The organism is Altererythrobacter chaiwopuensis (genome assembly GCF_054957735.1).
On record NZ_JBTXJF010000001.1, the window covers coordinates 1,772,129 to 1,795,727 of the forward strand.

General features: G+C 61.5%; 23 protein-coding genes and 2 tRNA genes. 17 read left to right on the forward strand and 8 right to left on the reverse strand.

The window, feature by feature from the left end:
- Nucleotides 1–27 precede the first annotated feature (27 nt).
- The 4 genes from ACX3VQ_RS08635 to ssb all read left to right on the forward strand — a co-directional run bounded on the left by ACX3VQ_RS08635 (nucleotide 28) and on the right by ssb (nucleotide 3,497).
- Nucleotides 28–690: a COQ9 family protein gene (locus ACX3VQ_RS08635; protein ID WP_462580478.1), complete on the forward strand. Its 663-nt coding sequence runs from the start codon at nucleotides 28–30 to the stop codon at nucleotides 688–690.
- A gap of 52 nt (nucleotides 691–742) precedes the next feature.
- Nucleotides 743–985, forward strand: coding sequence for a FeoA family protein (locus ACX3VQ_RS08640; RefSeq protein WP_462580480.1), 243 nt, complete (start codon nucleotides 743–745; stop codon nucleotides 983–985).
- Nucleotides 986–995: 10 nt separating this feature from the next.
- Nucleotides 996–2,852, forward strand: a complete 1,857-nt coding sequence (gene feoB / locus ACX3VQ_RS08645; protein ID WP_462580482.1) for a ferrous iron transporter B — start codon at nucleotides 996–998, stop codon at nucleotides 2,850–2,852.
- Between the two features lie 138 nt (nucleotides 2,853–2,990).
- Nucleotides 2,991–3,497: a single-stranded DNA-binding protein gene (gene ssb, locus ACX3VQ_RS08650; protein ID WP_462580484.1), complete on the forward strand. Its 507-nt coding sequence runs from the start codon at nucleotides 2,991–2,993 to the stop codon at nucleotides 3,495–3,497.
- A gap of 51 nt (nucleotides 3,498–3,548) precedes the next feature.
- Here ssb and lptG read toward each other — a convergent pair whose 3' ends face one another.
- The 5 genes from lptG to ACX3VQ_RS08675 all read right to left on the reverse strand — a co-directional run bounded on the left by lptG (nucleotide 3,549) and on the right by ACX3VQ_RS08675 (nucleotide 9,380).
- A complete protein-coding gene (lptG, locus tag ACX3VQ_RS08655) occupies nucleotides 3,549–4,646 on the reverse strand; it encodes an LPS export ABC transporter permease LptG (protein ID WP_462570404.1) in 1,098 nt (365 codons plus the stop codon).
- 12 nt (nucleotides 4,647–4,658) lie between these two features.
- Nucleotides 4,659–5,891 carry an LPS export ABC transporter permease LptF gene (gene lptF / locus ACX3VQ_RS08660; RefSeq protein WP_462580487.1) on the reverse strand — a complete coding sequence of 411 codons (1,233 nt, stop codon included), beginning with the start codon at nucleotides 5,889–5,891 and terminating at the stop codon, nucleotides 4,659–4,661.
- A 96-nt stretch (nucleotides 5,892–5,987) separates the two neighbouring features.
- Entirely contained in the window at nucleotides 5,988–6,317 is a 330-nt protein-coding gene (clpS, locus tag ACX3VQ_RS08665; protein ID WP_462572515.1) for an ATP-dependent Clp protease adapter ClpS, read from the reverse strand.
- A 288-nt stretch (nucleotides 6,318–6,605) separates the two neighbouring features.
- Nucleotides 6,606–7,364 carry a phasin family protein gene (locus ACX3VQ_RS08670; RefSeq protein WP_462580490.1) on the reverse strand — a complete coding sequence of 253 codons (759 nt, stop codon included), beginning with the start codon at nucleotides 7,362–7,364 and terminating at the stop codon, nucleotides 6,606–6,608.
- A gap of 108 nt (nucleotides 7,365–7,472) precedes the next feature.
- Complete coding sequence (locus ACX3VQ_RS08675) at nucleotides 7,473–9,380, reverse strand: PHA/PHB synthase family protein (RefSeq protein ID WP_462580492.1); 1,908 nt, start codon at nucleotides 9,378–9,380, stop codon at nucleotides 7,473–7,475.
- A gap of 132 nt (nucleotides 9,381–9,512) precedes the next feature.
- Between ACX3VQ_RS08675 and ACX3VQ_RS08680 the strand changes: the two genes are divergently transcribed.
- From ACX3VQ_RS08680 to ACX3VQ_RS08710, 7 genes are all read left to right on the forward strand, one after another.
- Nucleotides 9,513–10,712, forward strand: coding sequence for an LL-diaminopimelate aminotransferase (locus ACX3VQ_RS08680; protein ID WP_462570399.1), 1,200 nt, complete (start codon nucleotides 9,513–9,515; stop codon nucleotides 10,710–10,712).
- A gap of 110 nt (nucleotides 10,713–10,822) precedes the next feature.
- Entirely contained in the window at nucleotides 10,823–11,413 is a 591-nt protein-coding gene (locus tag ACX3VQ_RS08685) for a helix-turn-helix domain-containing protein (RefSeq protein WP_462580494.1), read from the forward strand.
- Nucleotides 11,414–11,440: 27 nt separating this feature from the next.
- Nucleotides 11,441–11,773: a hypothetical protein gene (locus ACX3VQ_RS08690; RefSeq protein ID WP_462580496.1), complete on the forward strand. Its 333-nt coding sequence runs from the start codon at nucleotides 11,441–11,443 to the stop codon at nucleotides 11,771–11,773.
- A 16-nt stretch (nucleotides 11,774–11,789) separates the two neighbouring features.
- Nucleotides 11,790–12,311 carry a hypothetical protein gene (locus tag ACX3VQ_RS08695; protein WP_462580498.1) on the forward strand — a complete coding sequence of 174 codons (522 nt, stop codon included), beginning with the start codon at nucleotides 11,790–11,792 and terminating at the stop codon, nucleotides 12,309–12,311.
- Nucleotides 12,308–12,733, forward strand: a complete 426-nt coding sequence (locus tag ACX3VQ_RS08700) for a JAB domain-containing protein (protein ID WP_462580501.1) — start codon at nucleotides 12,308–12,310, stop codon at nucleotides 12,731–12,733. Before ACX3VQ_RS08695 ends, ACX3VQ_RS08700 begins: the two co-directional genes overlap by 4 nt.
- The gene (locus tag ACX3VQ_RS08705) at nucleotides 12,730–13,137 is read left to right on the forward strand and encodes a winged helix-turn-helix domain-containing protein (protein WP_462580503.1); all 408 of its coding nucleotides are present in this window, start codon (nucleotides 12,730–12,732) and stop codon (nucleotides 13,135–13,137) included. Before ACX3VQ_RS08700 ends, ACX3VQ_RS08705 begins: the two co-directional genes overlap by 4 nt.
- A gap of 53 nt (nucleotides 13,138–13,190) precedes the next feature.
- Complete coding sequence (locus ACX3VQ_RS08710; protein ID WP_462580505.1) at nucleotides 13,191–14,012, forward strand: crotonase/enoyl-CoA hydratase family protein; 822 nt, start codon at nucleotides 13,191–13,193, stop codon at nucleotides 14,010–14,012.
- Nucleotides 14,013–14,037: 25 nt separating this feature from the next.
- Here ACX3VQ_RS08710 and ACX3VQ_RS08715 read toward each other — a convergent pair whose 3' ends face one another.
- Nucleotides 14,038–14,817, reverse strand: a complete 780-nt coding sequence (locus ACX3VQ_RS08715) for a thioesterase family protein (protein ID WP_462580507.1) — start codon at nucleotides 14,815–14,817, stop codon at nucleotides 14,038–14,040.
- A gap of 124 nt (nucleotides 14,818–14,941) precedes the next feature.
- Here ACX3VQ_RS08715 and ACX3VQ_RS08720 point away from each other — a divergent pair.
- Both ACX3VQ_RS08720 and ACX3VQ_RS08725 read left to right on the forward strand, forming a co-directional pair.
- A tRNA-Cys gene (locus ACX3VQ_RS08720) sits at nucleotides 14,942–15,015 on the forward strand.
- A 65-nt stretch (nucleotides 15,016–15,080) separates the two neighbouring features.
- Nucleotides 15,081–15,156, forward strand: a tRNA-Thr gene (locus ACX3VQ_RS08725).
- Nucleotides 15,157–15,214: 58 nt separating this feature from the next.
- On the opposite strand, the gene ACX3VQ_RS08730 is transcribed toward ACX3VQ_RS08725, so the two are convergent.
- Nucleotides 15,215–16,459, reverse strand: a complete 1,245-nt coding sequence (locus tag ACX3VQ_RS08730; protein WP_462580509.1) for a serine hydrolase domain-containing protein — start codon at nucleotides 16,457–16,459, stop codon at nucleotides 15,215–15,217.
- A gap of 270 nt (nucleotides 16,460–16,729) precedes the next feature.
- Here ACX3VQ_RS08730 and ACX3VQ_RS08735 point away from each other — a divergent pair, with 270 nt between their 5' ends.
- The 4 genes from ACX3VQ_RS08735 to metH are packed head-to-tail and all read left to right on the forward strand — an operon-like array spanning nucleotide 16,730 to nucleotide 22,312.
- A complete protein-coding gene (locus ACX3VQ_RS08735; RefSeq protein ID WP_462570388.1) occupies nucleotides 16,730–17,716 on the forward strand; it encodes an ArsR/SmtB family transcription factor in 987 nt (328 codons plus the stop codon).
- Complete coding sequence (gene metF / locus ACX3VQ_RS08740) at nucleotides 17,713–18,642, forward strand: methylenetetrahydrofolate reductase [NAD(P)H] (protein ID WP_462570387.1); 930 nt, start codon at nucleotides 17,713–17,715, stop codon at nucleotides 18,640–18,642. Before ACX3VQ_RS08735 ends, metF begins: the two co-directional genes overlap by 4 nt.
- The gene (locus tag ACX3VQ_RS08745) at nucleotides 18,639–19,685 is read left to right on the forward strand and encodes a homocysteine S-methyltransferase family protein (protein ID WP_462580511.1); all 1,047 of its coding nucleotides are present in this window, start codon (nucleotides 18,639–18,641) and stop codon (nucleotides 19,683–19,685) included. Before metF ends, ACX3VQ_RS08745 begins: the two co-directional genes overlap by 4 nt.
- Nucleotides 19,685–22,312: a methionine synthase gene (gene metH, locus ACX3VQ_RS08750; protein ID WP_462580513.1), complete on the forward strand. Its 2,628-nt coding sequence runs from the start codon at nucleotides 19,685–19,687 to the stop codon at nucleotides 22,310–22,312. Before ACX3VQ_RS08745 ends, metH begins: the two co-directional genes overlap by 1 nt.
- Here the strand turns inward: metH and ACX3VQ_RS08755 are convergent.
- Nucleotides 22,309–23,508 carry a cation:proton antiporter gene (locus ACX3VQ_RS08755; RefSeq protein ID WP_462580515.1) on the reverse strand — a complete coding sequence of 400 codons (1,200 nt, stop codon included), beginning with the start codon at nucleotides 23,506–23,508 and terminating at the stop codon, nucleotides 22,309–22,311. The genes metH and ACX3VQ_RS08755 overlap by 4 nt on opposite strands.
- Nucleotides 23,509–23,599 lie beyond the last annotated feature (91 nt).

Sequence of the window (23,599 nt, forward strand, 5' to 3'; positions counted from 1 at the left end):
GTGGGTGAGGCTGGGACCATAAATGGAATGGCTGAACTGACGCTGGATGAACTGCGTCTGGCGCTAGCGCCTGAAATCGCTGCCGCGGCGGTTTTCGACGGCTGGAGCGAAAGCGCGCTGCTTTATGCGGCAGATGCGGCGGGTGTTGATCCGGATGTCGCCAGGCTCGCCTATCCCGCCAAGGGCAGCTCGCGCGCGATGGAAATGATCGAAGCCTGGATCGACACGATCGATATGGCGATGACGCAAGCGCTGCCGCCTGAAAAGCTCGCCACCATGAAGGTCCGCGAACGGATCAGGGTGCTGGTGCAATTCCGGCTTGATGCAGTTGACGGCATGGAAGAGGCGCTGCGCCGCTCGCTTGCCGTGATGGCACAACCGCGAAATGCGGCGCGCGCGCTCAAGGCCGGCTGGCACAGCGCCGACATCATGTGGCGGCTCGCAGGCGATACTGCGACCGACTATAACCACTATACCAAGCGCACTATCCTGGCCTCGATCTATGCCGCCACGCTGGCAGTGTTTGTTGACGATGAAAGCGAGGGCAAGGCTGACACGCGCGCCTTCCTTGACCGGCGGATCGAAGGGGTGATGCGGTTCGAAAAGGCCAAGGCCCGGCTGCTGGGCGGTGAGCGCGATCACTTCAGCATCACGCGCTTTCTTGGGCGCATGCGCTACCCTTCACGCTAACCCTTATTGCGAATCAGTTGCAATTGTTTGCGAGGTCTGGCAGCGCGGCGCAATGACGCTCGATCAACTTCCGCGCGGCTTCAGCGCCACCATAACATCCATTGCCTGGGGCGACCTCGCCCCCGAAGAGGGGTTGCGACTGCGTGCGCTCGGGATAGATCAGGGCGCTCAAATCACCATGGCGCATTGCGGCGTGTTTGGCGGGAACGATCCACTGGCGATCACGCTTGGCCGGATGACAGTGGCGCTGCGCCGTGCGCATGCCGCCGCCATGCAGATCAGCACTGAGGGCTAAGGCGGTCGCAATGGAACCTAACCGCAAGATCGCGCTGGTCGGCAATCCCAATGCAGGCAAGAGTGCGCTGTTCAACGCGCTCACAGGTGCACGGCAGAAAATCGCCAACTATCCGGGCGTTACCGTCGAACGGAAGGCCGGGCGGCTGATACTGCCTTCTGGTAAACAGGCGGAACTGATCGATCTGCCGGGCAGTTACGGCCTGGCTGAAACGGCCAGCCCGGACGAGGAAGTTACCCGCAAGGTTGTGTTGGGTGAATTCGAAAGCGAAGCCCGGCCCGATACTATCGTTATAGTACTGGATGCGGCCAATCTCGAACAGCATCTGGTGTTCGCGCAGGAAGTGATTGCGTTGGGGCGCCCGACCGTAGTGGCGCTCAACATGGTTGATCTGGCCGAGCGCGACGGGCTGGTGCTCGATCCCGATGCCCTGGGCCATGCGCTGGGCGTGCCGGTGGTGCCCACCGTTGCAGTGCGGCGGCGCGGACTGGCGGAACTTCTTACCGCAATCGACCAGGCACAGTCCATCTCGCCGGGACATGAGGATGAGCGCCGGATCGGGCGCCTCACCCTGCCTGAACGCCGGTTTGCTGCCCGTAATATTACTGCCGCCGCGATCATTTCCGAAAGCACTACACATCGGCTTCACAACAGCCTCGATCGGGTCTTGCTCAACCCCTGGATCGGGCCGGTCATCCTGCTCGGCCTGCTGTTTGTGATTTTCCAGGCGGTGTTTGCCTGGGCAACACCCTTTGCCGATGCGCTCGACGCGGGAGCCGGAGCGCTGGGCGATGCGGTTCGCGCTGCCTTTCCCGAAAGCATCCTGCGCGATCTGGTGACCGAAGGGGTGATCGCGGGGGTAGGCTCAGTGGTGGTTTTCCTGCCGCAGATCGTGATCCTGTTCTTCTTCATCCTGGTAATGGAAGCATCGGGCTATATGGCGCGCGCCGCCTTCCTGATGGACCGTATGATGGCGGGCGTGGGCCTGTCAGGCCGCAGTTTCATTCCGCTGCTTTCCAGCTTTGCCTGCGCCATTCCCGGGATCATGGCAACGCGCAGCATCGCCGATCCGAAAGACCGGCTCACCACAATCCTGATTGCCCCGCTAATGACCTGTTCGGCGCGGCTGCCGGTCTATCTGGTGATTATCGGAGCAGTAATACCCGATCGCCCGGTGGGTCCGTTCATCGGGTTGCAGGGGCTGGTGCTGTTCGGGCTCTATGTGGCGGGGATCGTGGGGGCGATGGCGGCGGCCCTATTGCTGCGCCGCACGGTTACGAAGGGGCGCGCAAGCGGCTTTATCATGGAACTGCCGCGTTATCAGTGGCCGATCCTGAAAGACCTTCTGATCGGCCTGTGGCAGCGTGCCTTCGTGTTTCTGCGCCGCGCGGGTACGATCATCTTTGCCGCCACCATTGTCCTGTGGCTGCTGCTGACCTTTCCCAAGGCGGACCCTGGCGAAAGCCAGCTTGATACGAGCTTTGCGGGCCAGATTGCCACGGCGATGCATCCAGCCTTCGAGCCGATCGGCTTCAATCGCGAAATGACCCTGGCGCTGGTGCCGGCGATGGCTGCGCGCGAGGTGGCGGTTTCCTCGCTGGCAACGACCTATGCGGTCGATGCGGAGGACGAGGACCAGACGCTTGAGGCGCTGCGCGGCCGGATCGCCCAATTGTGGGGCCTGCCCACCGCGCTGGCCTTCCTTGCCTGGTTCGTGTTCGCGCCGCAGTGCATTTCCACCATCGCGGTTGCCCGGCGCGAAACAAACGGGTGGAAATGGCCCGCCTTCATGGTTGGGTATCTGTTCGCCCTCGCTTACGTTTTTGCCGGCCTGACATTCTGGACGGCCACTTCGCTGGGGCTTTGATCTCATTCCGGGCAAAACGTCGAATTCGTGTTTGCCTGTCAGACCGGCTGGGGCCTACATCCTTGCGGGAATCACATATCGGAGCGCGCCCGCACCGGGTTTGTTGGCGCGTCGGGACTTAAGCGAAGGAAGAATGCAATGGCCGGGTCACTCAACAAGGTAATGCTCATCGGGAACCTGGGCGCAGACCCGGAGATCCGCAGCTTCCAGAACGGGGGCAAGGTTGCCAATTTGCGTATCGCGACCAGTGAGACGTGGAAGGATCGCAATACCGGCGAGCGGCAGGAACGCACCGAATGGCACAATGTGGCGATCTTTTCCGAGGGGCTGGTGGGCGTGGTCGAGCGCTATCTGAAGAAAGGCAGCAAGGTCTATGTCGAAGGCCAGTTGCAGACCCGCAAGTGGCAGGACCAGAACGGGCAGGACCGCTATACCACCGAAGTGGTGATCCGCGGCATGAACGGCGGGCTGACCATGCTTGACGGTGCGAGCGGCGGCGGTGGCGGTGGCGGCGGCAATTACGGCGGTGGCAGCCGTTCGGGCGGTGGCTATGGCGGCGGCCAGAGTGGCGACCAGGGTTCGGGCGGCCAGGGTTCGGGCGGTGGATCGAACTATGACGATCTAGACGACGATATTCCTTTCTGAGGGGCGCGCTCGCGCGGCCACTGTGATGTTGCAGGGCCTTATGGCGAAGCCTTATTCCTCAGTTCTGACCAGCACCGTCTCTCCCACCAGCAGGAACAGGAAGAACGGGGCCCAGGCGGCGAGTAGCGGCGGATAGCCGCCGAAACTGCCCATCGCCAGCGCGGCATTGTCGATCACGAAATAGGCAAAACCCAGCGCCATGCCGATAATCGCGCGCAGGAACAATTGGCCCGACCTGGCGAGCCCGAAAGCGGCGACTGCTCCCAACAAGGGCATCAGAAAGGCGGAGAGCGGGCCAGACAGCTTGTGCCACCATTTGGCGCGCAATTCTGCAGTGCGGCGGCCCACGGCCTCATAGGCATCGATCGATTGCGACAGGCGCCAAAAGGGTTCGGCATCGGGATCGACGGTGTCGAGCTCGATCTTGTCCGGGGTCAGTTGCTTGCCAATCACCATCACCGGCTGTTGCCGTGTCTCAGCGGTACCGACATCGAAGCTGACTGTATCTTCGAGCCGCCATCCCGGGGCGGCGTAAGTGGCGGATTCGGCGCGCACCTGCTTGAGGATCATGCCGCTATCGCTGCGTTCGTACCAGGTGACATCGGCCATCCGGATATCGTTGCCAGTGCCGGTCATGGTGGCGGCAGCGAGAACGCTGGCGCCATCGGTGAGATACACATTCGCGCGCACACCCGAATCCTGCGGAACCGGCCCGTAATCGGCTGCCTCCCACGCCTTGAGCGTCGCGGTGGCGCGGGTTACCACCCGTTCGTTGAAGCCAAAGCTCACCACAGACACGATCGCTGCGGTCAGCAGCAGCGGCGCCAGCACCTGGTGCGCGGATAGCCCGGCCGCCTTCATCGCGATCACTTCGCTGTTCTGGTTGAGTGTGACCAGCGTGATGATTGTTGCCAGCAGCACCGAATAAGGCAGGAAACGCGCCATCAGCTGGGGAATGCGCAAGGCGGCATAGGTTACCAGTTCGCCTTGGCCATTGCCTTCGGTCGCCAGAATGTCACCGCTGGTCGACAGCAGATCGAGCATCATCAGAACCAGAACCAGCATTACGAGCACGGCCAGGATACGCACCACGAACATGCGGGCCAGGTAAAGCGTGAGTGTGCGCGACGGAAAGAATTCGAAGTGCATGGCCTGGATGCCTTATTCCGCCAGAGAGGTTTCGAATGCGGTTACCTGGCGCGACTGGCGCCGTTTGAACAGCTTGCGCAGCCGCTTGGCCAGCTTGGACGAAGCAGTCTCGAGCGCGCCGATTGCTTGGCCGCCGGGCACATGCGCCACGCGGTAGTACATCCACATGATCAGCAGGGCGAACAGCGCGAAGGGCACCCACAGCGCCAGGATTGGATCGAACCTGCCCAGCGCGGCGATGTCTTCCCCGTACTGGTTTACCTTGTGGTACGAAACCACCATGACGATCGACACGAATACACCCAGCGCGCTGGTCGATCGCTTGGGCGGAATCGCCAGCGCCACGGCCAGCAGCGGCATCAGCAGCATCATCACCACTTCGACCATGCGGAAATTGAAGCTCGCCTGGCTGGCGGCGCGCTTGGCACTGGGTTGTTCGTCATTCCACCCGATGCGCAGCAATTCGGGCAGGATGTATTCGCGTTCGGCATCGCCGCGCTCGCGGAACTCTTCTATGCGTGGAAGATCGATCGGCAGATCGTGCCGGGTAAAGCTGAGCACGCGCGGATTGCGGCCGCCCGCTTCCTGTACAATGGTTCCGTCGGTCAAGCGCAGGATGATGGTGTCGGGGCTGTCGCTGGTGGCCAGGAAGGCGCCTTCGCGGGCGGAAATAGACAGCACCTGGCCCTTGTCATTGGCCACGCGCGCAAAAATGCCCTTGAGTCGGCGCCCATCATCTTCGCTTTCCTCAATCCGCAGCGCCATCCGGTCTTTCAACGTGGTGAATTCGCCGACCTTGATCGAGGCGCCTAGTGCGCCCGATCGCAGCTCATACTCCATCTGCTCGTAATAATAGCGACTGATCGGCTGGATATAGAACACCAGCGCGACATTCAGCCCTACCAGCAGCAGCGTGATGACATAGGGTATGCGTAGCAAGCGGCCATATCCCAGCCCGACCGCGCGCAGCACGTCGAGCTCGCTCGAAACGGCGAGCTTGCGGAATGCAAGCAGCACGCCCAGCAGCAGCCCCAGCGGAATCGCCAGACTGGCATATTCGGGGATCAGCGCCCCCAGCATCTTGAACACGACCGAGATCGGCCCGCCTTCGACCGCGACGAAATCGAACAGCCGCAGCATCTTGTCCAGCAGCAGCAGCGATGCTGCCAGCGCAAACACGCCCAGCATCGGCACCACCACGAGGCGCAGGATATAACGGTCAATGCTGGGTAGGAATTTGAGCACTGTTTCGCCGGATGTTTCGCTAACTGGTTATTATGGGGCTAACCCCTAGCGCGAAAATTGACCGCGGTCATGCCCTCAAGCGCGAATGTTCGGCGATCAGGCCTTTTCCAGCGTGCATTGCAGCGGGTGCTGGTTCTGCCGCGCGAAATCCATCACCTGATTGACCTTGGTTTCGGCCACTTCATAGGGGAAGATGCCGCACACGCCGACACCCTTCTGGTGGACATGCAGCATCACGCGGGTCGCCTGTTCCAGGTCCATCCCGAAAAAGCGCTTTAGCACCATCACCACGAATTCCATCGGAGTGTAGTCGTCATTGAGCATCAGAACCTTGTACTGGCTCGGCTTTTTTGGGCGCGCCTTGGTCTTGGTGGCGATGCCGGTTTCATTCTCGCTGCCGGAATCGCCGTCAGCCCCGTTCGCCATGGCAAAGCGGAGGCTGTAGCGCGCCGGTTCGGCGCAAGGGCGGGGTAATTCAGTCTGCATATGCTGATGCAATATCGTAAGCCTTGGCTGTAGCGCAAGAACAGAGCGCCAACGCCTTGGCGCCTGAAGGTTAAGGCTTTGCCAATTCACGCGGCACTGCGTGCGGATACGAAGTTCGGCGCGCAAGGAAAAGGGCCGGCCGGACAATAGTCCAACCGGCCCTTCGGGTTTCTGCCGGGAATGGGAGAGGAGAGAGACCCGGTCAGAACTCTGGATTTGATAAAAGGCTTAGGCAGCCTTCTTGAACTTCTCGGCTGCGAGGCTCATGCGGCTCGAAAGCGGCGCAAATGCGTCGTTGTAGAGCTTCACCAGCGCTTCAGTGTTCTTCGAACCGAACGAAACGGCGGCATCGAAGTTGCGACGTGCCAGTTCACCCTGAAGCTGAAGCAGCTCGGTCGGCGACTTGACGGCAGCCATTTTCTTGAAATCTTCGGTAACGGTTTCAACCGCGCCCTTGGTCGCTTCCACCTGCTCGCGGCCCATGCTCTGGACGCCGGCAAAGAAGATCTTGCCCGATTCGACAACAGCATCAAGATTGCCCTTGCTGAATTCGGTTACTTCCGAAGCGAGCTCGCCCGACTTGGCGAAAGCGGTTTTCGCACGGGTCTGGACGTCAGCCAAAGCTTCCTTGGCGGTGGTGGTGAAATCGGTTTTCTTGGCAGTGGCCATGATTTTGTCCTTGATCTGAATGAGCGTGTTGGCAGGCGCTGCGGTTTTCGCGGCAGCCTTGACGGTTTTCTTGGGCGCAGCCTTCTTGGCGGCAACCTTCTTCGGAGCCACCTTTTTGGTGACGGCTTTCTTCGCGGTCTTTTTCTTGGCCGGAGCCTTTACCGCTTTTTTCACGGCGGCGGGCTTCACCGGCGCCTTGGGCGCGTCAGCCTCAACCGCCTTCTCGACGGTTGTTTCGCTCACACCCTTCTTTGCAGCTGCTTCAGAGTAAGCTTTTTCTGCAGCGGCATCGATCTTTGATTTGGCTTCTTCTGCCATGGGAACCTCGCTTTATGTTGCACTGCACAAAATAGGCATTGCAGCTGCGAAGTCAAGGATTTTTTGTGCACCGCACAATAAATTGGAAACGGGCTTTGGAATAATGCCTTAGCGCGTTTTCACATATCTGCCGGGGGCGTCTTCGATCACATGATCGCCTTTTCCGCCAGGCTTGCGCTTGCCGGTTGCGGGCACGCGCTTGTCATCCTGGCTTTCAAGCCATTCGAGCCAATGGGGCCACCAGCTGCCCGGGTGCTCGGTCGCGCCCGCGACAAATTCCTTGAGCGAACAGGCTTCGCTGTCACCGGTCCAGTACTGGTATTTGCCGGCGGACGGTGGGTTGACCACGCCCGCGATATGGCCCGAACCCGCCAGCACGAAGGTAAGCGGCCCCTTGAAGTGTTCGGTGATACGCCACACGCTTTGCGCGGGAGCGATATGATCCTCGCGCCCGGCCTGGACATAGCTGGGCGTTGTGACTTCGGTCAGGTCGATCGGCGTACCGTCCGCACTCAGTGCGCCGGGTACCACCAGCTTGTTGTCGCGATACAGGTCGCGCAGGTAATCGATGTGCCATTTGCCGGGCAGATTGGTGACATCGCCGTTCCAGTGCAGCAGGTCGAAGGCGGGATAATCTTCGCCCAGCAGGTAGTTGTTCACGACATAGTTCCAGATCAGGTCCTTGCCGCGCAGTGAATTGAAGGCTGCGGCGAGATACCGCCCGTCAAGATAGCCGTCGCTCGACAGGCCCTTGATCATCTCGAGCTGGCTGTCATCGATGAAAGATTTCAGCTCGCCCGCCTTCTCGAAATCGACCTGCGCTGTGAAAAACGTTGCGCTCTTCACCTTGTCTGCTTCGCCGCGCTTCGCCAGCACCGCCAGCGTGGCGGCCAGTGTGGTGCCCGCAACACAATAGCCGATGGTGTGGACGGAAGGCACCTTGAGCCGTTCGCGCACGGTGTCGATCGCATCGATCTGGGCGCGGATGTAATCGTCCCACACCACGTCCTTCATGCTCGCGTCGGCCGATTTCCAGCTTGCCACGAACACTGTGATCCCTTGGTCCACCGCCCATTTGATGAAACTTTTCTGGGGCGTCAGGTCGAGGATGTAAAAGCGGTTGATCCACGGCGGGAATATCACCAGCGGCACTTCCAGCACATCCGCGGTGGAGGGGCTGTATTGCACCAGCTGGTAGAGCGCGGTTTCGTGCACGACTTTGCCCGGGGTGGCCGCCAGGTTCACGCCCAGTTCGAAAGCTTGGGCATCGGTGTGGGTCAGCTGGCCACGCTTCAGATCATTGATCAGATGGCGCATACCCTTGACGAGGTTATGGCCCCTGGTTTCGACCGTGCGTTTCAGCACCACGGGATTGGTGAAGATAAAATTGTCCGGGCTCATCGCTTCGACCAGCGCGGTGGTGGCTAACTCCAGTTGCTTGCGTTTTTCAGGCGCGATCCCTTCAGCCTGCTTCGCCGCGCCCACGAAATATTCTGCCATCATCAGATAGGTCTGGTGCAACAACGCAAAGGCGGGATGGGCGCGCCATTCCTCGGCGGCAAAGCGCCGGTCCTTGCGCGGCAATGCATCAGCGGAGCCTTTCCCGCCTGCGCCTTCGCCGCCCAGGAAACTGCCCAACACACCTTGCCAGACTGCCATCGTGTCGGTGGCAAATTTCTGAGCTGTTTCCATAGGCTCCCGCGGCATTTGCCTGGCCATGCCCTGCGCCAGAGTGAGCCATTGCGTAGGATCGAACGGGTTGGCCCCTTCTGGCTGGCCTTGCGTGCGCTCTGCCATGAATTCGAACCACATTGACTGGATCTCGCGCGCAGCCTGGGCAAATTCGCGCGCATCCGCCCCCAGTGCCGCGTCATCGCCAAGCCCGGGAAGTGCCATATCGCGCCCGGCGGGCATGAAATTGCCCATCAGCTCGCGCATGGCCTCGCCCTGCATATCGAAGAATGCGCGGAAGGGTTCGCCCTGGCTGCCCCACTTGTCATTGGCGTCATCGCCCATCGGCTGTTCGATCCTGTTTTTTCATGCTGCAATGCAGTATAGCAATATTGGCGTTTCAGTTCGACTACTATTAGCGTAGATTCGTATGCAATGGGCACAGCAATCGTGCATTGGCCCCTAGGAAGGACCCGGATGGATACCGATTTTTACCGCATGAAGCGCTTGCCGCCCTATGTCATCGCCGAAGTAAATGCGATGCGTGCAGCGGCCCGAGCGGCCGGTGAAGATATTATCGATCTGGGCATGGGCAATCCGGATCTTCCGCCGCCCCAGCATGTGATCGACAAGCTGTGCGAGGTGGCGCGCAAGCCCGATGCGCATGGTTATTCCCAGTCCAAGGGCATTCCGGGGCTGCGCCGGGCGCAGGCCAATTACTATGCCCGCCGTTTCGGCGTCGATCTCGATCCCGAGCGCGAGGTGGTGGTGACCATGGGATCGAAGGAAGGGCTGGCCAGCCTTGCCACGGCAATCACTGCGCCTGGCGATGTGGTGCTTGCTCCCAACCCTTCTTACCCGATTCACACATTCGGCTTCATCATAGCCGGGGCGACAATCCGTTCCGTGCCCACGACGCCAGACGAGGAATATTTCACCAGCCTTGAGAAGGCGATGGCCTTCACCGTGCCGCGCCCCAGCGTGCTGGTGGTGAATTATCCGTCGAACCCAACTGCGGAAGTGGTCGATCTGGCATTTTACGAACGGCTGGTTGACTGGGCGCGCGACAACAAGGTCTGGATCCTGTCCGACCTGGCCTATTCCGAGCTTTATTTTGACGGCAAGCCGACCCCCTCGATCATGCAGGTCAAGGGCGCGAAAGATGTCGCGGTCGAATTCACCAGTATGTCGAAAACCTATTCAATGGCTGGCTGGCGGATGGGTTTTGCTGTTGGCAACCAGCAGCTGATAGCGGCGATGACGCGGGTGAAAAGCTATCTCGATTACGGTGCCTTCACCCCGATCCAGGCGGCCGCTTGCGCTGCGCTCAACGGCCCGCAGGATATCGTCGACAAGAACCGTGAGCTTTATCACAAGCGGCGCGATGTGATGGTTGAGGCATTCGGCCGCGCCGGGTGGGAAATTCCCGCGCCGCCGGCCTCGATGTTCGCTTGGGCTCCGCTGCCGCCGGCGCTGGCCGATATGGGCAGTCTGGAATTTTCCAAGCAGCTTCTGACCGAGGCGAAGGTCGCGGTTGCGCCAGGTGTAGGCTATGGCGAGAAAGGCGAAGGGTTCGTGCGGATTGCGATGGTCGAGAATGAGCAGCGCCTGCGCCAGGCAGCGCGCAACATCCGCCGCTACCTCACCAGCCTGGGCGTCAACAGCTCGGCGGCTTGAGCATCGGATCGGCTGAAGGCGACTGTCAGTCGCGAAAATTCGGAGCCATTGCGGCAAGAACATGGTAGGGTCGCTGCCGTTTGGTCGTCCGCTGCGAATTGGAGTGATTGATGGGGGCCGCCCAACGGCGAACACTGACAAAGCGCCAGCTGGCTGTGCTTGAGCGAATCGACCGTCGGGTTCCGATCAAGGTCATCGCGCAAGAGCTCAATGTATCTGAAACCAGGATAAACCAGCATATCCGGGCGCTTAAGGATTTCTATCGGGTCGATAGCCTCAATGAGCTGGTCGAATGTTACCGCGAAGAATTTGGTGAAGAATTTACCGAGGAAAATGAGGAGCTTCGACTGGGCGCAACCCCATATGAAGGGGGCTTGAGCGAATCTGCATACAGGAAAAATCAGCTCGCTGGGGGTGCCAACTCGCATGAAGATCAGCCCCGGGTCGATCCGGGCGAGATTGTGCTGAGCGATGTAATGCCGCTTGGCGGTCTGGTTCCATGGAAGATAATGGATGAGCCAAGGATCGTCCCCGGGGTGCTCGATGGCGACAATGCCGTCCTGCTTCGTCTGGCGGCAATCGCGGGGATCGCTTTTGCAATACTGGCAGCGGTCGTTCTTATGGTGACTGCGGCCCTGAGCCTGACCGAAGCGATGGATGGCAAGGCGGCCGTCCCCGAGGATTATTATCAGGCTGCTTGACGAGCGTGGCAGACCCGGAGACCGCTCATGTCTGACCGTATTTTCAATGACACCCGAAATCTCAAGAAGCTGGTTCGCGAGGCGGAAGCGCTGGCCGACGAATCCATGCTGGCATTCGCCAAACTCAAGCAGGCAATGCTTGCCGCGCGACAGAATCCCGCGGTCGGGGTCGATGCCGGGCAGAAGGCACTGATGCGGCTGACTCAAGCTGAGCAGCAAGCCATGGCGATGTCGACCAGCCTTTTGCGGGTGCATGACGAACTGAGCAAGGTCGCCCATGTCTACGCCGCCGAAGACACAGGCGCGCCCACCGTGATTGAACCTTCGGCAATTGAAGAGCGCACGCCCGTTACGGTGTGACTGTACAAAGACCGATATGCTGAGCCTGGTTCTGGAATATCGCGCCGAGGCGCAATCGATCGCCGCCTGGATGATCTGCCTTGCGGCACTCGTGTGGGGTGGCGGACCGGAAAAGGCAATCGCCTTGACCTGGCTCGTACTCTTCAAAGGGCTCGACACCGTATATCGGGCGATCTGGGGCGCGCAGTTCAGTCATAACAATCTGGAAATATTGAGTGCGATCAACGATTTCATGGCACTGGTGGCCTTTGTCGTGATCGCACTCAACGCCAACCGGCTTTATGCCTTGTGGATCGCCGCCTTTCAGGTCCTGGCAATGCTTGCGCATGTGGTGAGGGAGCTCGTCGATCAGGTTAGCGCCATAGCCTATACGATCCTGGCCTTCGCGCCCGGTTATTTCCAACTGGGCCTGATGGCTGGCGGGCTGATCCTTCACGCCCGGCGCAAACGCCTGCATGGCGCCTATCGCGACTGGCGGCTGGGTAACCGCGCGGCGGGCTGGCAACTGTTCCTTTCACGCTTCGAGTTTCGCGCATGATCACAGCCGATCTCGTCTGCGATCCCGATGCTGCGCCGTCGGCCCGGTTCGAACAGCTGGCAGCGCTCATCCGCTATCTGCAGGAAATATTTGCCACCGCGAACCTGGATGAAGAGCGCTTCCACGCGATCTTCCTCGACGGCGGGCGCGGCTACCTCGACGATTGCGTATTGGGCAGTGGGCAATCGGCACACCTGACGATCGAGTTGCGCGAACTCTTCGCCCGGGCACTGGCGCTGGGTGCGCGCTTTCTCATCGTTGCGCACAACCATCCGTCGGGGAACTGTTGCCCGAGCGAAAGCGACATCCTTGCCACCAGGCGCGTGGCACAGATCGGCCGCGCGCTCGGCATAGAATTGCTCGATCACCTGATTCTTACCCGCGAGAAACTCTACTCGATGCGGGCAGGGGGAAGATTATGAGTTCATCCAGTGCCCGCCGCCTGCGGCCGGGCAATGAAGAGCTGATCCCGCGATTTATCGAGGTTGGCGACGTGACGCTCGACCTGTTCCATCGCGATGGCCGGGTGGATGATCGCTGGTTGCACCTGCACCCGCGCGAGTTCGAACTGCTGTGGCGGCTGGCACTGTCCCCCGGGCAGCCCTTGACGCGCAAGCAGCTGTTGGCGGAAGTTTGGCGGATCAAGCAGGAACCGGGGACCAACAGTGTGGCAGTTCATGTGGCGCGGGTCCGCGGAAAGCTTGGCCAGTTCGGCCTGGACTGGATGCTGGTGACCCATCCCGAAGGCGGATATTACCTTGATGCACCACCAGGCCCGAGCGTGTTTCGCTTTCGCGCGGCAAAGCCAAATGACAAGATCGCCTGAATCGGTAGCTGGACAGCCTGATCGTCATCGTCCAGTTTGAGCTGCAACAGCAAATGCCACGAGGCGATATGACAATGCAGGACAATGACCGGGTTTCAATCGAGCTGGGCGCTGACGGCGTGGCCCAAGTGCGCTTCACTCGCGCTGACAAGATGAACGCGCTTGATCAGGCAATGTTTAACGCCATCATTGATGCAGGTCGCGCGCTTCACAAGATGAAGGGCCTGCGCGCGGTTGTCCTGTCAGGGGAAGGACGCGCGTTTTGCGCCGGGCTCGATCTGTCCAATTTCGCCCGAACGCCAAGCCCCGATGAGCCCGGACTGACCGAGCGTACCCACGGCAATTCCAACCGCGCCCAGCAGGCGGCGATGTTGTGGCGCAAGCTGCCGGTGCCGGTGATCGCCGCGGTTCACGGGGTGTGCTTCGGGGGCGGCTTGCAAATCGCCAGCGGGGCGGACATCCGCGTGGTCCATCCTGATACGCGTATGGCGATCATGGAGCTTAAATGGGGCCTTGTGCCGGACATGGGCGGATATGCGCTATGGCGCGGCCTGGTGCGTGACGATGTGCTGCGCGAACTGGTCTATACCAATCGCGAATTTACCGGAGCCGAGGCGCAGGGCCTTGGCCTTGCCACGCATGTGAGTGAAGATCCGCTGGCCAAGGCTACGGCGATCGCCAGCGAGATCGCCAATCGCAACCCGCATGCGATCCGCGCTGCCAAGCGGCTGCATGCCGGCATGGTTGAACGCGGCACCGATGCGATCCTACTGGAAGAAAGCATAGAACAGCATGCGATCATGCGTTCGAAGAACCAGGTTGAAGCGGTGATGGCGGGAATGGAAAAGCGCAAGCCCAATTTCGAGGACGTCTAGCGCTCCGCAAATGGCGCCGCGCAGGTCAGCCGAAAATCGCTACTGATTGTAGCCCGTCCAGTACCTGCTTGCCTTCGGTGTTCCACAAGCGCAGCCGCTCGGATGAATAGCCCTCGTCGGCATGCTGGCTGGCGTTTTCCGACAACCACCATCCGCCCCGGGTTGCAGGCGCGGTGTCGAGCAGGTTGAAGCTCCAGTTGATCGAACTGATCGGGCCTTGCCGCTGCATCGCGCGCATTGCCCCGGGCGGTAGGACATCACCCATCAACACCAGGCTGCTGATCGGATCTAGGCCTTCGGCGCTGGTCAACCGCGCCCAGCGCCTCACCACGGGCGCGCCGGGGCCGCTGAAATCCTGCGCGCGGCGCAGCTCGAAATTCTTGCGGATGAAGCCTGGGCCCTTGTCCGACATGGCACTGTCGCTTTGTTCGGGCGGTGGGGGGAAATCCTCCGGAGGGGCTGCCGGGAAAATTGCGTTGGCTTGGCGTGCTACGCCGAACAGCAAGAATGCGGTCAGCGCAATCTGGCCATCGCAGCGAATCTCGCTGCGCACTTGCGCGACATTGCGGCCTTGGCGCACGATCTCGGCGTGCAGTTCCACCTGCTCGCCGACCGGCGCGACAAAGCTGATCTGCGCCGCGCGCAGTGGAGGCAGATCGGGGAAGGCACGAATCGCCTGAGTATAGGCGATCAGGGCAGACGCGCCGCCATAAAGCGTGCGCCCCTGCAGCCAGTCCTCGGCATCGGCCAGGGTCACGGTGTCGGTGCGGCCGGTAATCGGTTCAAGAAGTCTTGCAACGCTCATGCTGATCGTCCTGTCGATTTTCCGCGAGCGCGTCCAGACTGACGTTACGGAAGGCATCAATGCGATTGCCATTCGTGCGATGAATCGCTAGTGCGCCGCTTCCCGGCCCGAGAGGGCGGGGCGAGGCCCGATGGCGGAGTGGTTACGCAGAGGACTGCAAATCCTTGCACGCCGGTTCGATTCCGGCTCGGGCCTCCACTTCATTTGGCGCATGATGGCGTTGCGGCAAGGCTGCGAGGCGATTATGGGCCGGATGGGAGAGTGCCGCTTTAGCTCAGTTGGTAGAGCACATCATTCGTAATGATGGGGCCAGGTGTTCGAGTCACCTAAGCGGCACCACTCACCCCTGACATCGCCGGAAGCAGCAGGCGGTCCGCGCCGCCCGCTTCCGTGCAGATCAAAGCCGACTGTCCGAGAGCGCCGAATAGATCAGGGTCTTGAGCTGGCGCCTTATGGGATAGGTGCTGGAGGGATAGACCTGCGTCATGAAAACGCATGTGATGCCTTCCAGCGGATCGACGAAGAAGGCGGTGGAATAGGCGCCGCCCCAATAGAATTCACCGGGGCTTGACGGGATCAGCGTCTTGGCAGGGTCGATCACCATGGCGAAACCGAGGCCGAATCCGGTTCCGGCATTGTTGCTTTCGGAAAACAGGCTGCGTGACATTTCGGTAAGGTCTGCCCCGCCGGGCAAATGGTTCGTCCGCATCAACCGCAGGGTCTTGGGGCTGATGATGCGCGCACCGTCCAGTTCGCCGTTCCCTAGCAGCATGCTGGTGAAGCGGTGATAGTCGGCAATGGTGCCGCACAGCCCGCCGCCGCCGCTGTCGAACCGCCCGGGCCCGGTGAGTTTGCTGGCCGGGCCGGCATCGATCATCGCGGGCGGCTCGCCTGGCCGGTATTGATAGGCATCGACCAGCCGTTGCTGCTGCCCGGGGCCGACGCCAAAAGCCGTGTCGGTCATGCCAAGTGGGCCAAAGATATGCTCGCGGAAATAATCTCCCAGCCGCATGCCGCTGATCCGTTCGACACAGATGCCCAGCACATCGGTAGCGACCGAATAGTTCCAGCCTTGCCCCGGCGCGAATTCGAGCGGCAGATCGGCAAGAATGCGGATGAATTCGTCGGAGCTGTGGCGGCTGCGGGCGAAATCGAGATTATGTTCGCGATAGACCGCATCGATATTGGTGCGGTTCTGCAATCCGTATGTAAGGCCTGACATGTGGGTCATCAGGTCAACGAAGCGCATGGCCGGGGCCGGTTGTCCGGGCGCGAAGGGAATGCCGCCCCCGCCGCCGCCATAGACCTTGAGTTTGCCGAATTCGGGCAGGACCTTGGTTACTGGTTCTTCCAGTGCCACCTTGCACTGCTCGACCAGCTGCATGAATGCGATCGAGGTGACCGGCTTGGTCATCGATGCGATGCGGAAGATCGCGTTATCCCGCAAGTTTTCGCGGCCTTCCCCCATGCGGCCGCGGGCATCGTAGTAGACCGGCTGGCCATCACGGGCGACCACCAGCTGGGTCATCGGCAGGCGGTCACTATCGAGATAGTTTTGCTGCAGGAACGGGCCGATCCGATCGAGCCGATCTGGGTCAAAGCCGAGCGCGGCGGGATCGGCGCAAGCAAAAGGACTGGTCATGAAAGCTCCCCGATGACGGTGGGTGTTGGTGTAGGCTGCCAGCGAAGTGTTGCGCACCTGGCATCCCGACAAACCTTAGACACAGCGATTTGCGCAGGCAACTCGGTGGCCGCAATCATGGCGGGCGGACACGCCCCTTGCACCACGGTGCCCCTTGCTTTTCGGGTGAAAACCTGCGCACCAGACATCTTGCCGGCGGGGCGAAAATTCGTTGGCCAGACAATCGAGTGATTTACAGATATAAAAATATCTTTATATCCTCGTTCTGCAATGCATCTGGAAACCATCCTCAAGGCCCTGGCCGACCCGACCCGGCTGCGCATCATGCGCCTGCTGGCGGCGATGGAGCTCGCCGTAGGTGAACTCGCCCAGGTGTTGGGGCAAAGCCAGCCGCGCGTTTCGCGCCATGTCGGGATCCTGTGCGATGCCGGCCTTGCCGAGCGCCGCCGCGAAGGCAGCTGGGTATTCCTGCACACGCCGGCCACGGCGGACGGGCTCGCCCCGCTTCCCGCAGCTGTCGCCAGCCTGTTGTCGACGGCGGAACACGAGGATCAAGGTTTCGCCCGCCAGTGCCTTGAAGACCGGCGCAAGCTTGCCGCGATCCGGGCAGCGCGTGAACAGGCTGCGCAATCCTATTTCGAGCGTCATGCCGGAGAGTGGGACGAACTGCGCCGCATGCACAGCCCTGACCGGCAAGTGGAAGAGGCGCTGGTCACGGCGCTGGGTGATGCACCGCTGGGCCAATTGCTCGACATTGGCACAGGCACCGGCCGCATGGCTGAGCTCTTCGCGGGGCGCGCCGATCGGATTGCCGCACTCGACAAGAGCCTGGAGATGCTCAGGCTGGCGCGGGCGAGATTGCAGGACCTGCCTGCCGACAAGCTTGAACTGGTTCAGGGTGACTTTACCGACCTTCCCTTTGCCGAAGCGCAGTTTGACACTGTGCTGCTGCATCAGGTGCTGCATTTCGCCCAGCATCCCGAGATCGCGCTGCAAGAAGCCGCGCGGGTCACGCGGCCCGGTGGACGCATTGCGATCGTCGATTTTGCCGCGCATGGGCGCGAGGAATTGCGCGAACGCCACGCGCATGCCCGGCTTGGCTTCGCCGACCGCCAGATCCGCCAGTTGCTGCGCGACGCGGGCTATTCTGCCAGCGCCCCCGTCGCGCTTGACGGGGGTGAGTTGGTGGTCAAGATCTGGCTTGGCCAGCGGCGCGATACGGCAAGCGAAAGGTCGCTGAAGGAGACTGCGGCATGAGCGAGATACTCGATCCGCGCCACGAGGAATTCACCGCCCATGACAGCCCCCTGTTCGCGGCGCTGCCGGGTGATCTGTCGATCAGCTTCGAATTCTTCCCGCCCAAGACGGAGAAGATGGAAGCCAAGTTGTGGGATACGGTCGAGCAGCTCAAGGTGCTCGAACCCAACTTCGTTTCAGTGACCTATGGAGCGGGCGGCTCGACCCGCGAACGCACCCACGCCACCGTGGCGCGGATCATATCGGAGGCGGGCCTTCCCGCAGCCGCGCACCTTACCTGTGTCGATGCCAGCAAGGCCGAAATCCGCGAGGTGGCCGAGCAATATTGGGAAGCGGGCGTGCGCCATATCGTTGCGCTGCGCGGTGATGCTGGTGAGCCCGGTGCACCCTTCGTGCCGCATCCAGAGGGCTATCGCAACGCGGCCGAGCTGGTCGCAGGGCTCAAGCAGATCGCCGATTTCGAGATTTCGGTTGCCGCCTATCCCGAGACGCACCCTGATGCCGATTGCCCGCAATCCGATATCGACAATCTCAAGCGCAAGCTCGATGCCGGGGCCAGTCGCGCCATCACGCAGTTCTTCTTCTCTGCCGATACCTTTTTCCGCTTCCGCGACGAGCTGGCCAGACAGGGGATCGATGCCCCGGTGGTGCCGGGAATCCTGCCGGTGACCGATGTGGCGCAGGCACGCAAATTTGCCGGGGCCTGCGGCGCGGCGATCCCCGCATGGATGGATGGCCTGTTCGAAGGGCTGGACGAGCGCCCCGCCGCGCGCCAGCTGGTCGCCGCGACCATCGCGGCCGAACTGTGCCGACGGCTCTATGCGGGCGGGGTGCGCGATTTCCACTTCTACACGCTCAACCGGCCAGAACTGAGCTATGCGGTCTGCCATTTGCTGGGCCGCAGGCCGACGGGAGGCGCATCGTGAACGCGCGCGAAAGACTGAACGCCGCTGCGGCAGAACGCATCCTGATCAAGGACGGTCCCTATGGCACCGCGATCCAGAACGCGAAGCTTTCGCCAGAGGAATACGCCGGGAACACCGGGTTGGCGCAGGATCAGAAGGGCAATAATGATCTGGTCAACCTCACCCAGCCGCAGGTGATCCGGGCGATTTGCGACCGCTATATCGCCGCTGGCGCCACCGTGCTGGCCACCAATACTTTCAACGCCAACCGCATCAGCCAGGCCGATTATGGCGCCGAAGGACTGGTGCACGAAATCAATGTCGCTGCAGCCAGGATCATCCGCCAGGCCTGCGATGAGGCGACGGCGAAGGATGGCGTGCCGCGCTTCGTGTGCGGCGCGATGGGGCCGACCAACAAGACGCTGTCGCTTTCGCCCGATGTCGAAGACCCCGGCTTTCGTGAAGTTACCTTCGACGAGGTAAAGGACGTTTACCGCGAACAGGCCGCCGCGCTGCTAGAGGGCGGGGCGGAATTCATCCTGATCGAAACGGTATTCGATACGCTCAATTGTAAGGCCGCGATCATGGCGGTGAAGGAGCTGGAGGCAGAGCGGGGGCAGGATATCCCGCTGATGATCTCGCTCACGCTCACCGATCTTTCGGGCCGTAACCTTTCGGGCCACACGGTAGAGGCCTTCTGGTATGCGGTGCGCCACGCACGGCCCGCCACGATCGGGCTCAATTGCAGCTTTGGCGCCGATCAGCTGCGCCCGCATGTGCAGCTGCTAAGCCAGATCGCCGATACGCTGCTTATGGCCTATCCCAATGCCGGCCTGCCCAATGAACTGGGCGAATATGACGAGCTGCCTGAAACCACCGCGCGGTTGGTGCGGCAATGGGCCGAAGGTGGAAGGGTGAATATCCTCGGCGGTTGCTGTGGCTCTACGCCAGAGCATATCGCAGCCGTTGCCGAGGCTGTTGCGGGTATTGCGCCACGCGAAGTACCCTCGCTTGCCCCCGAAATGCGCCTTGCCGGACTCGAACCTTTCACGATTGCTGCCTGATGACCGAGATTTCTACTGCCCGTTTCGTCAATATTGGCGAACGCACCAATGTCACCGGATCGGCGGCCTTCAAGAAACTGATCATGGCGGGCGATTATGCTGCCGCCGTCGAAGTCGCACGCCAGCAGGTCGAAAACGGCGCGCAGGTGGTCGACGTCAATATGGACGAAGGCCTGCTTGACGCGGTCGAAGCCATGACCACATTCCTCAAGCTGATCGCGGCCGAGCCCGATATCGCGCGCGTGCCGCTGATGATCGACAGTTCCAAGTGGGAGGTGATCGAGGCCGGCCTCAAATGCGTATCGGGCAAGCCGATCGTCAATTCGATCTCTATGAAGGAAGGCGAGGAAGCCTTCCTGGCACAAGCGCGCAAGTGCATGCTTTATGGCGCGGCAGCCGTGGTGATGGCCTTCGACGAGACCGGCCAGGCCGACAGTAAACAGCGCAAGGTCGAGATCTGCACCCGTGCCTACAAGCTGCTGACCGGGATCGGCTTTCCGCCCGAAGATATCATCTTCGATCCCAATATCTTCGCCATCGCGACCGGCATCGAAGAGCATGACCGCTATGGCCTGGACTTCATCGAGGCGGTTCGCGAGATCAAGGCCGCTTGCCCCTTTGCCAAGATATCGGGTGGGCTCTCCAACCTCAGCTTCAGCTTCCGCGGTAACGAGACTGTGCGCCGCGCGATGCATTCGGTGTTCCTCTATCACGCCATTCCGGCGGGGCTCGACATGGCAATCGTCAATGCGGGCCAGCTCGACATCTACGACGATATCGAGCCTACGCTGCGCGAGGCTTGCGAGGATGTGATCCTGATGCGCCGTGCCGATGCCACCGAGCGGCTGATCGACCTTGCCGAGAGCTACAAGGGCAGGGACGTCAAGGCCGAGAAGGAGGCCGAGGAATGGCGCAGCTGGCCGGTCGAGAAGCGGCTTGAGCATGCGCTGGTCAAGGGCATCGACGCCCATGTGGTAGCAGACACCGAGGAAGCGCGCGCGGCGCGCGCGGCAAACGGCGGGCGCCCGATCGAAGTGATCGAAGGCCCGCTGATGGACGGCATGAATGTTGTCGGTGACCTGTTCGGCAGCGGCAAGATGTTCCTGCCCCAAGTGGTCAAGTCAGCTCGCGTGATGAAGAAGGCGGTGGCGCATCTCATCCCCTTCATCGAGGCCGAAAAGGATTTGCTGCCCGAGGCTGAACGCAAGGCCAAGGGCAAGATCGTGATGGCGACCGTGAAGGGCGATGTGCACGATATCGGCAAGAACATCGTCGGCGTGGTGCTACAGTGCAATGGCTATGACGTGATCGACCTGGGCGTGATGGTGCCGTGGCAGGACATCCTCAAATCTGCCGAGGATAATCGGGCTGACATGATTGGCCTTTCGGGCCTTATCACCCCTTCGCTTGACGAAATGGTGACCGTGGCCGAGGAAATGCAGCGTTCGGGGATGACCATGCCGCTGCTGATCGGCGGGGCCACCACCAGCAAGGTGCATACCGCGCTCAAGATCGATCCCGCCTATGAAGGCCCGGTGATCCATGTGCTTGACGCCAGCCGCGCGGTGGGGGTGGCCAGTCGGCTGCTGTCAGATACCCAGCGTGATGGCTTCGTCAGCGATACGGCCAGCGAATATGCGAAGGTGCGCGATGCGCGTGCGGGCAAGTCACCCAGCGTCCTCCTCTCGCTGGAGGAAGCACGCGCAAACTATTACGATGCCTATCTCAGCGACAAGCCTGCACCGCCGACAAAGCCCGGCTTGCACGTGTTCGAGGATTGGGATCTCGCGGATTTGCGCGAATATATCGACTGGACCCCGTTTTTCCGCGCGTGGGAGCTGCATGGCACCTATCCAGGCATCCTGGATGACGAAGTGGTGGGCGAAACCGCGCGCCAGCTCAAGGCCGATGCCGATGCCATGCTTGACCGGATCGTCTCCGAAAAATGGCTGACCGCACGCGGGGTGGCAGGGCTGTGGCCCTGCGCGCGCGACGGCGATGATGTGACCATCCACCACGTCAGCCGCGAGGAACATGTCGTGCTGCCGTTCCTGCGCCAGCAGGTGAAGAAGAGCCGCGACCGGGCAAATATGTGCCTGGCAGACTTCATCGACCCGGCGGGTGACTGGATCGGGGGGTTTGCTGTCGGCATCCACGGGATAGAGGAGCATTCGAAGCGCTTCCAGGCTGACAAGGACGATTATTCGGATATCCTGCTCAAGGCGCTGGCAGACCGCTTTGCCGAAGCCTTTGCCGAAGCCTTGCACCGGCATGTTCGCACCGATCTGTGGGGCTATGCGGAGGGCGAGCAGCTCACCAATGAAGCGCTGATCAAGGAGCAATATCGCGGCATTCGCCCGGCGCCGGGCTATCCCGCCTGCCCGGATCACAGCCTCAAGCCGATCCTGTTCGACCTGCTCGAAGCAGAGCGGAACACCGGCCTAACGTTGACCGAGAACTTTGCCATGTGGCCGACTGCGGCAGTAAGCGGGTTCTATTTCGGCCACCCTGAAAGCCAGTATTTCGGCGTTGCGCGGATCGGGCGCGATCAGGTGGAAGATTATGCTGAGCGCCGCGGCGTCGATATAGCTACAGCCGAACGGTGGCTCCGCCCGAATTTGGATTAGGCTTCCCGCCCCCGCACCGCCCCCAGCTTCCTGAGTAGCGGCGTCGCCATCGGCACGGTCAGCATGGTGCTCGCCACCGCCATCAGCAGCAGGGCGGTGAATGCGGTGCCGGTGATCACCTGCTTGTCGAGCAGGATGTTGACGAAGATGATCATGATCAGCGCCTTGGTCTGCAGCAGCCAGCCGATCAGGCTGGCCTCGCCCTTGGCCCAGCCAAGAATCCGGCCGGCAAGGTGCAGGCCCGCAAGCTTGCCGCCCACCGCCGCCACCAGCAGCAGCGCGGCCGCGCCAAATACCGGCAGCCCGCCGCCCTCCCACTCGGTCCTGAGGCCGGTCGAGAGGAAGAACACCGGCATCACCGTAAGCAGCACAACGCCGCGGAACCGGTCCATCGCATCGTGCCCGAACCAGCGCGCGTCCAGCACCACGCCCGCCAGGAATGCGCCGACCATGTAATGCAGGCCTGACCAGTCCCCGGCCAGCCCGCATAGCGCCAGCCACATCAGCCCCACGGGCCATCGGTCCGCCTCGCTCAGCCGGGCCATCAGGCGCCGGATAAGAAACGCCGCTATCGCGAAGCCCAGAATGAACGCGCCCTGCCGCGCCAGCCGATCCCAATCGAGCAGGATCAGCGCCAGCACGCCCCAGATCGCGATATCGTCCAGGCTGGCATAGCGCAGGATGCGCTGGCCCAGTGGTGTCCGTAGGATCTCCAGCTTCTCCATGAACAGCACCAGGATCGGCAGCGCGGTGACCGCGCAGGCCATGCCGATTCCCAGCACCGCCTGCCATTGCGAACCGTTTGGTCCGCGCCAGCCGGGCCATTGCAGCAGCAGCGCGGCCGCAAGTGCCCCCAGCGCCAGCGGCACGCCCAGCGCCAGGCCCGCGGTAATTCCCGTTTCACGCCGGTGTTTCCACGCCTGCGACAGATCTAGCTCGATCCCGGCGATCCACACGAACAGCATCACCGCCCACCACGCGACCCCGTTCAGTGCCACGATCACGTCGGGCCTGAACACGAAGGTGTAATAATCCGGATAGGCCGCGCCGAGGACGCCCGGGCCGAGCAGGATCCCGCCAACGATCTGCACCACCACCAGCGGAGCCCAGTAATCGGTGCGCAGCAGGCGCCACACCAGCCACGGCACGGTGAAGATGATCACGAGCGCAATCAGGTAGATTTCGGTGAGGTTCACGTTTTCCCTTTCGACCCGGTCAACAAATGGCGCGGCTCGCCAAATCTGGCAATCGGGAAATCCGGCTTGTCCTGATCTTGTTGATGCGGGC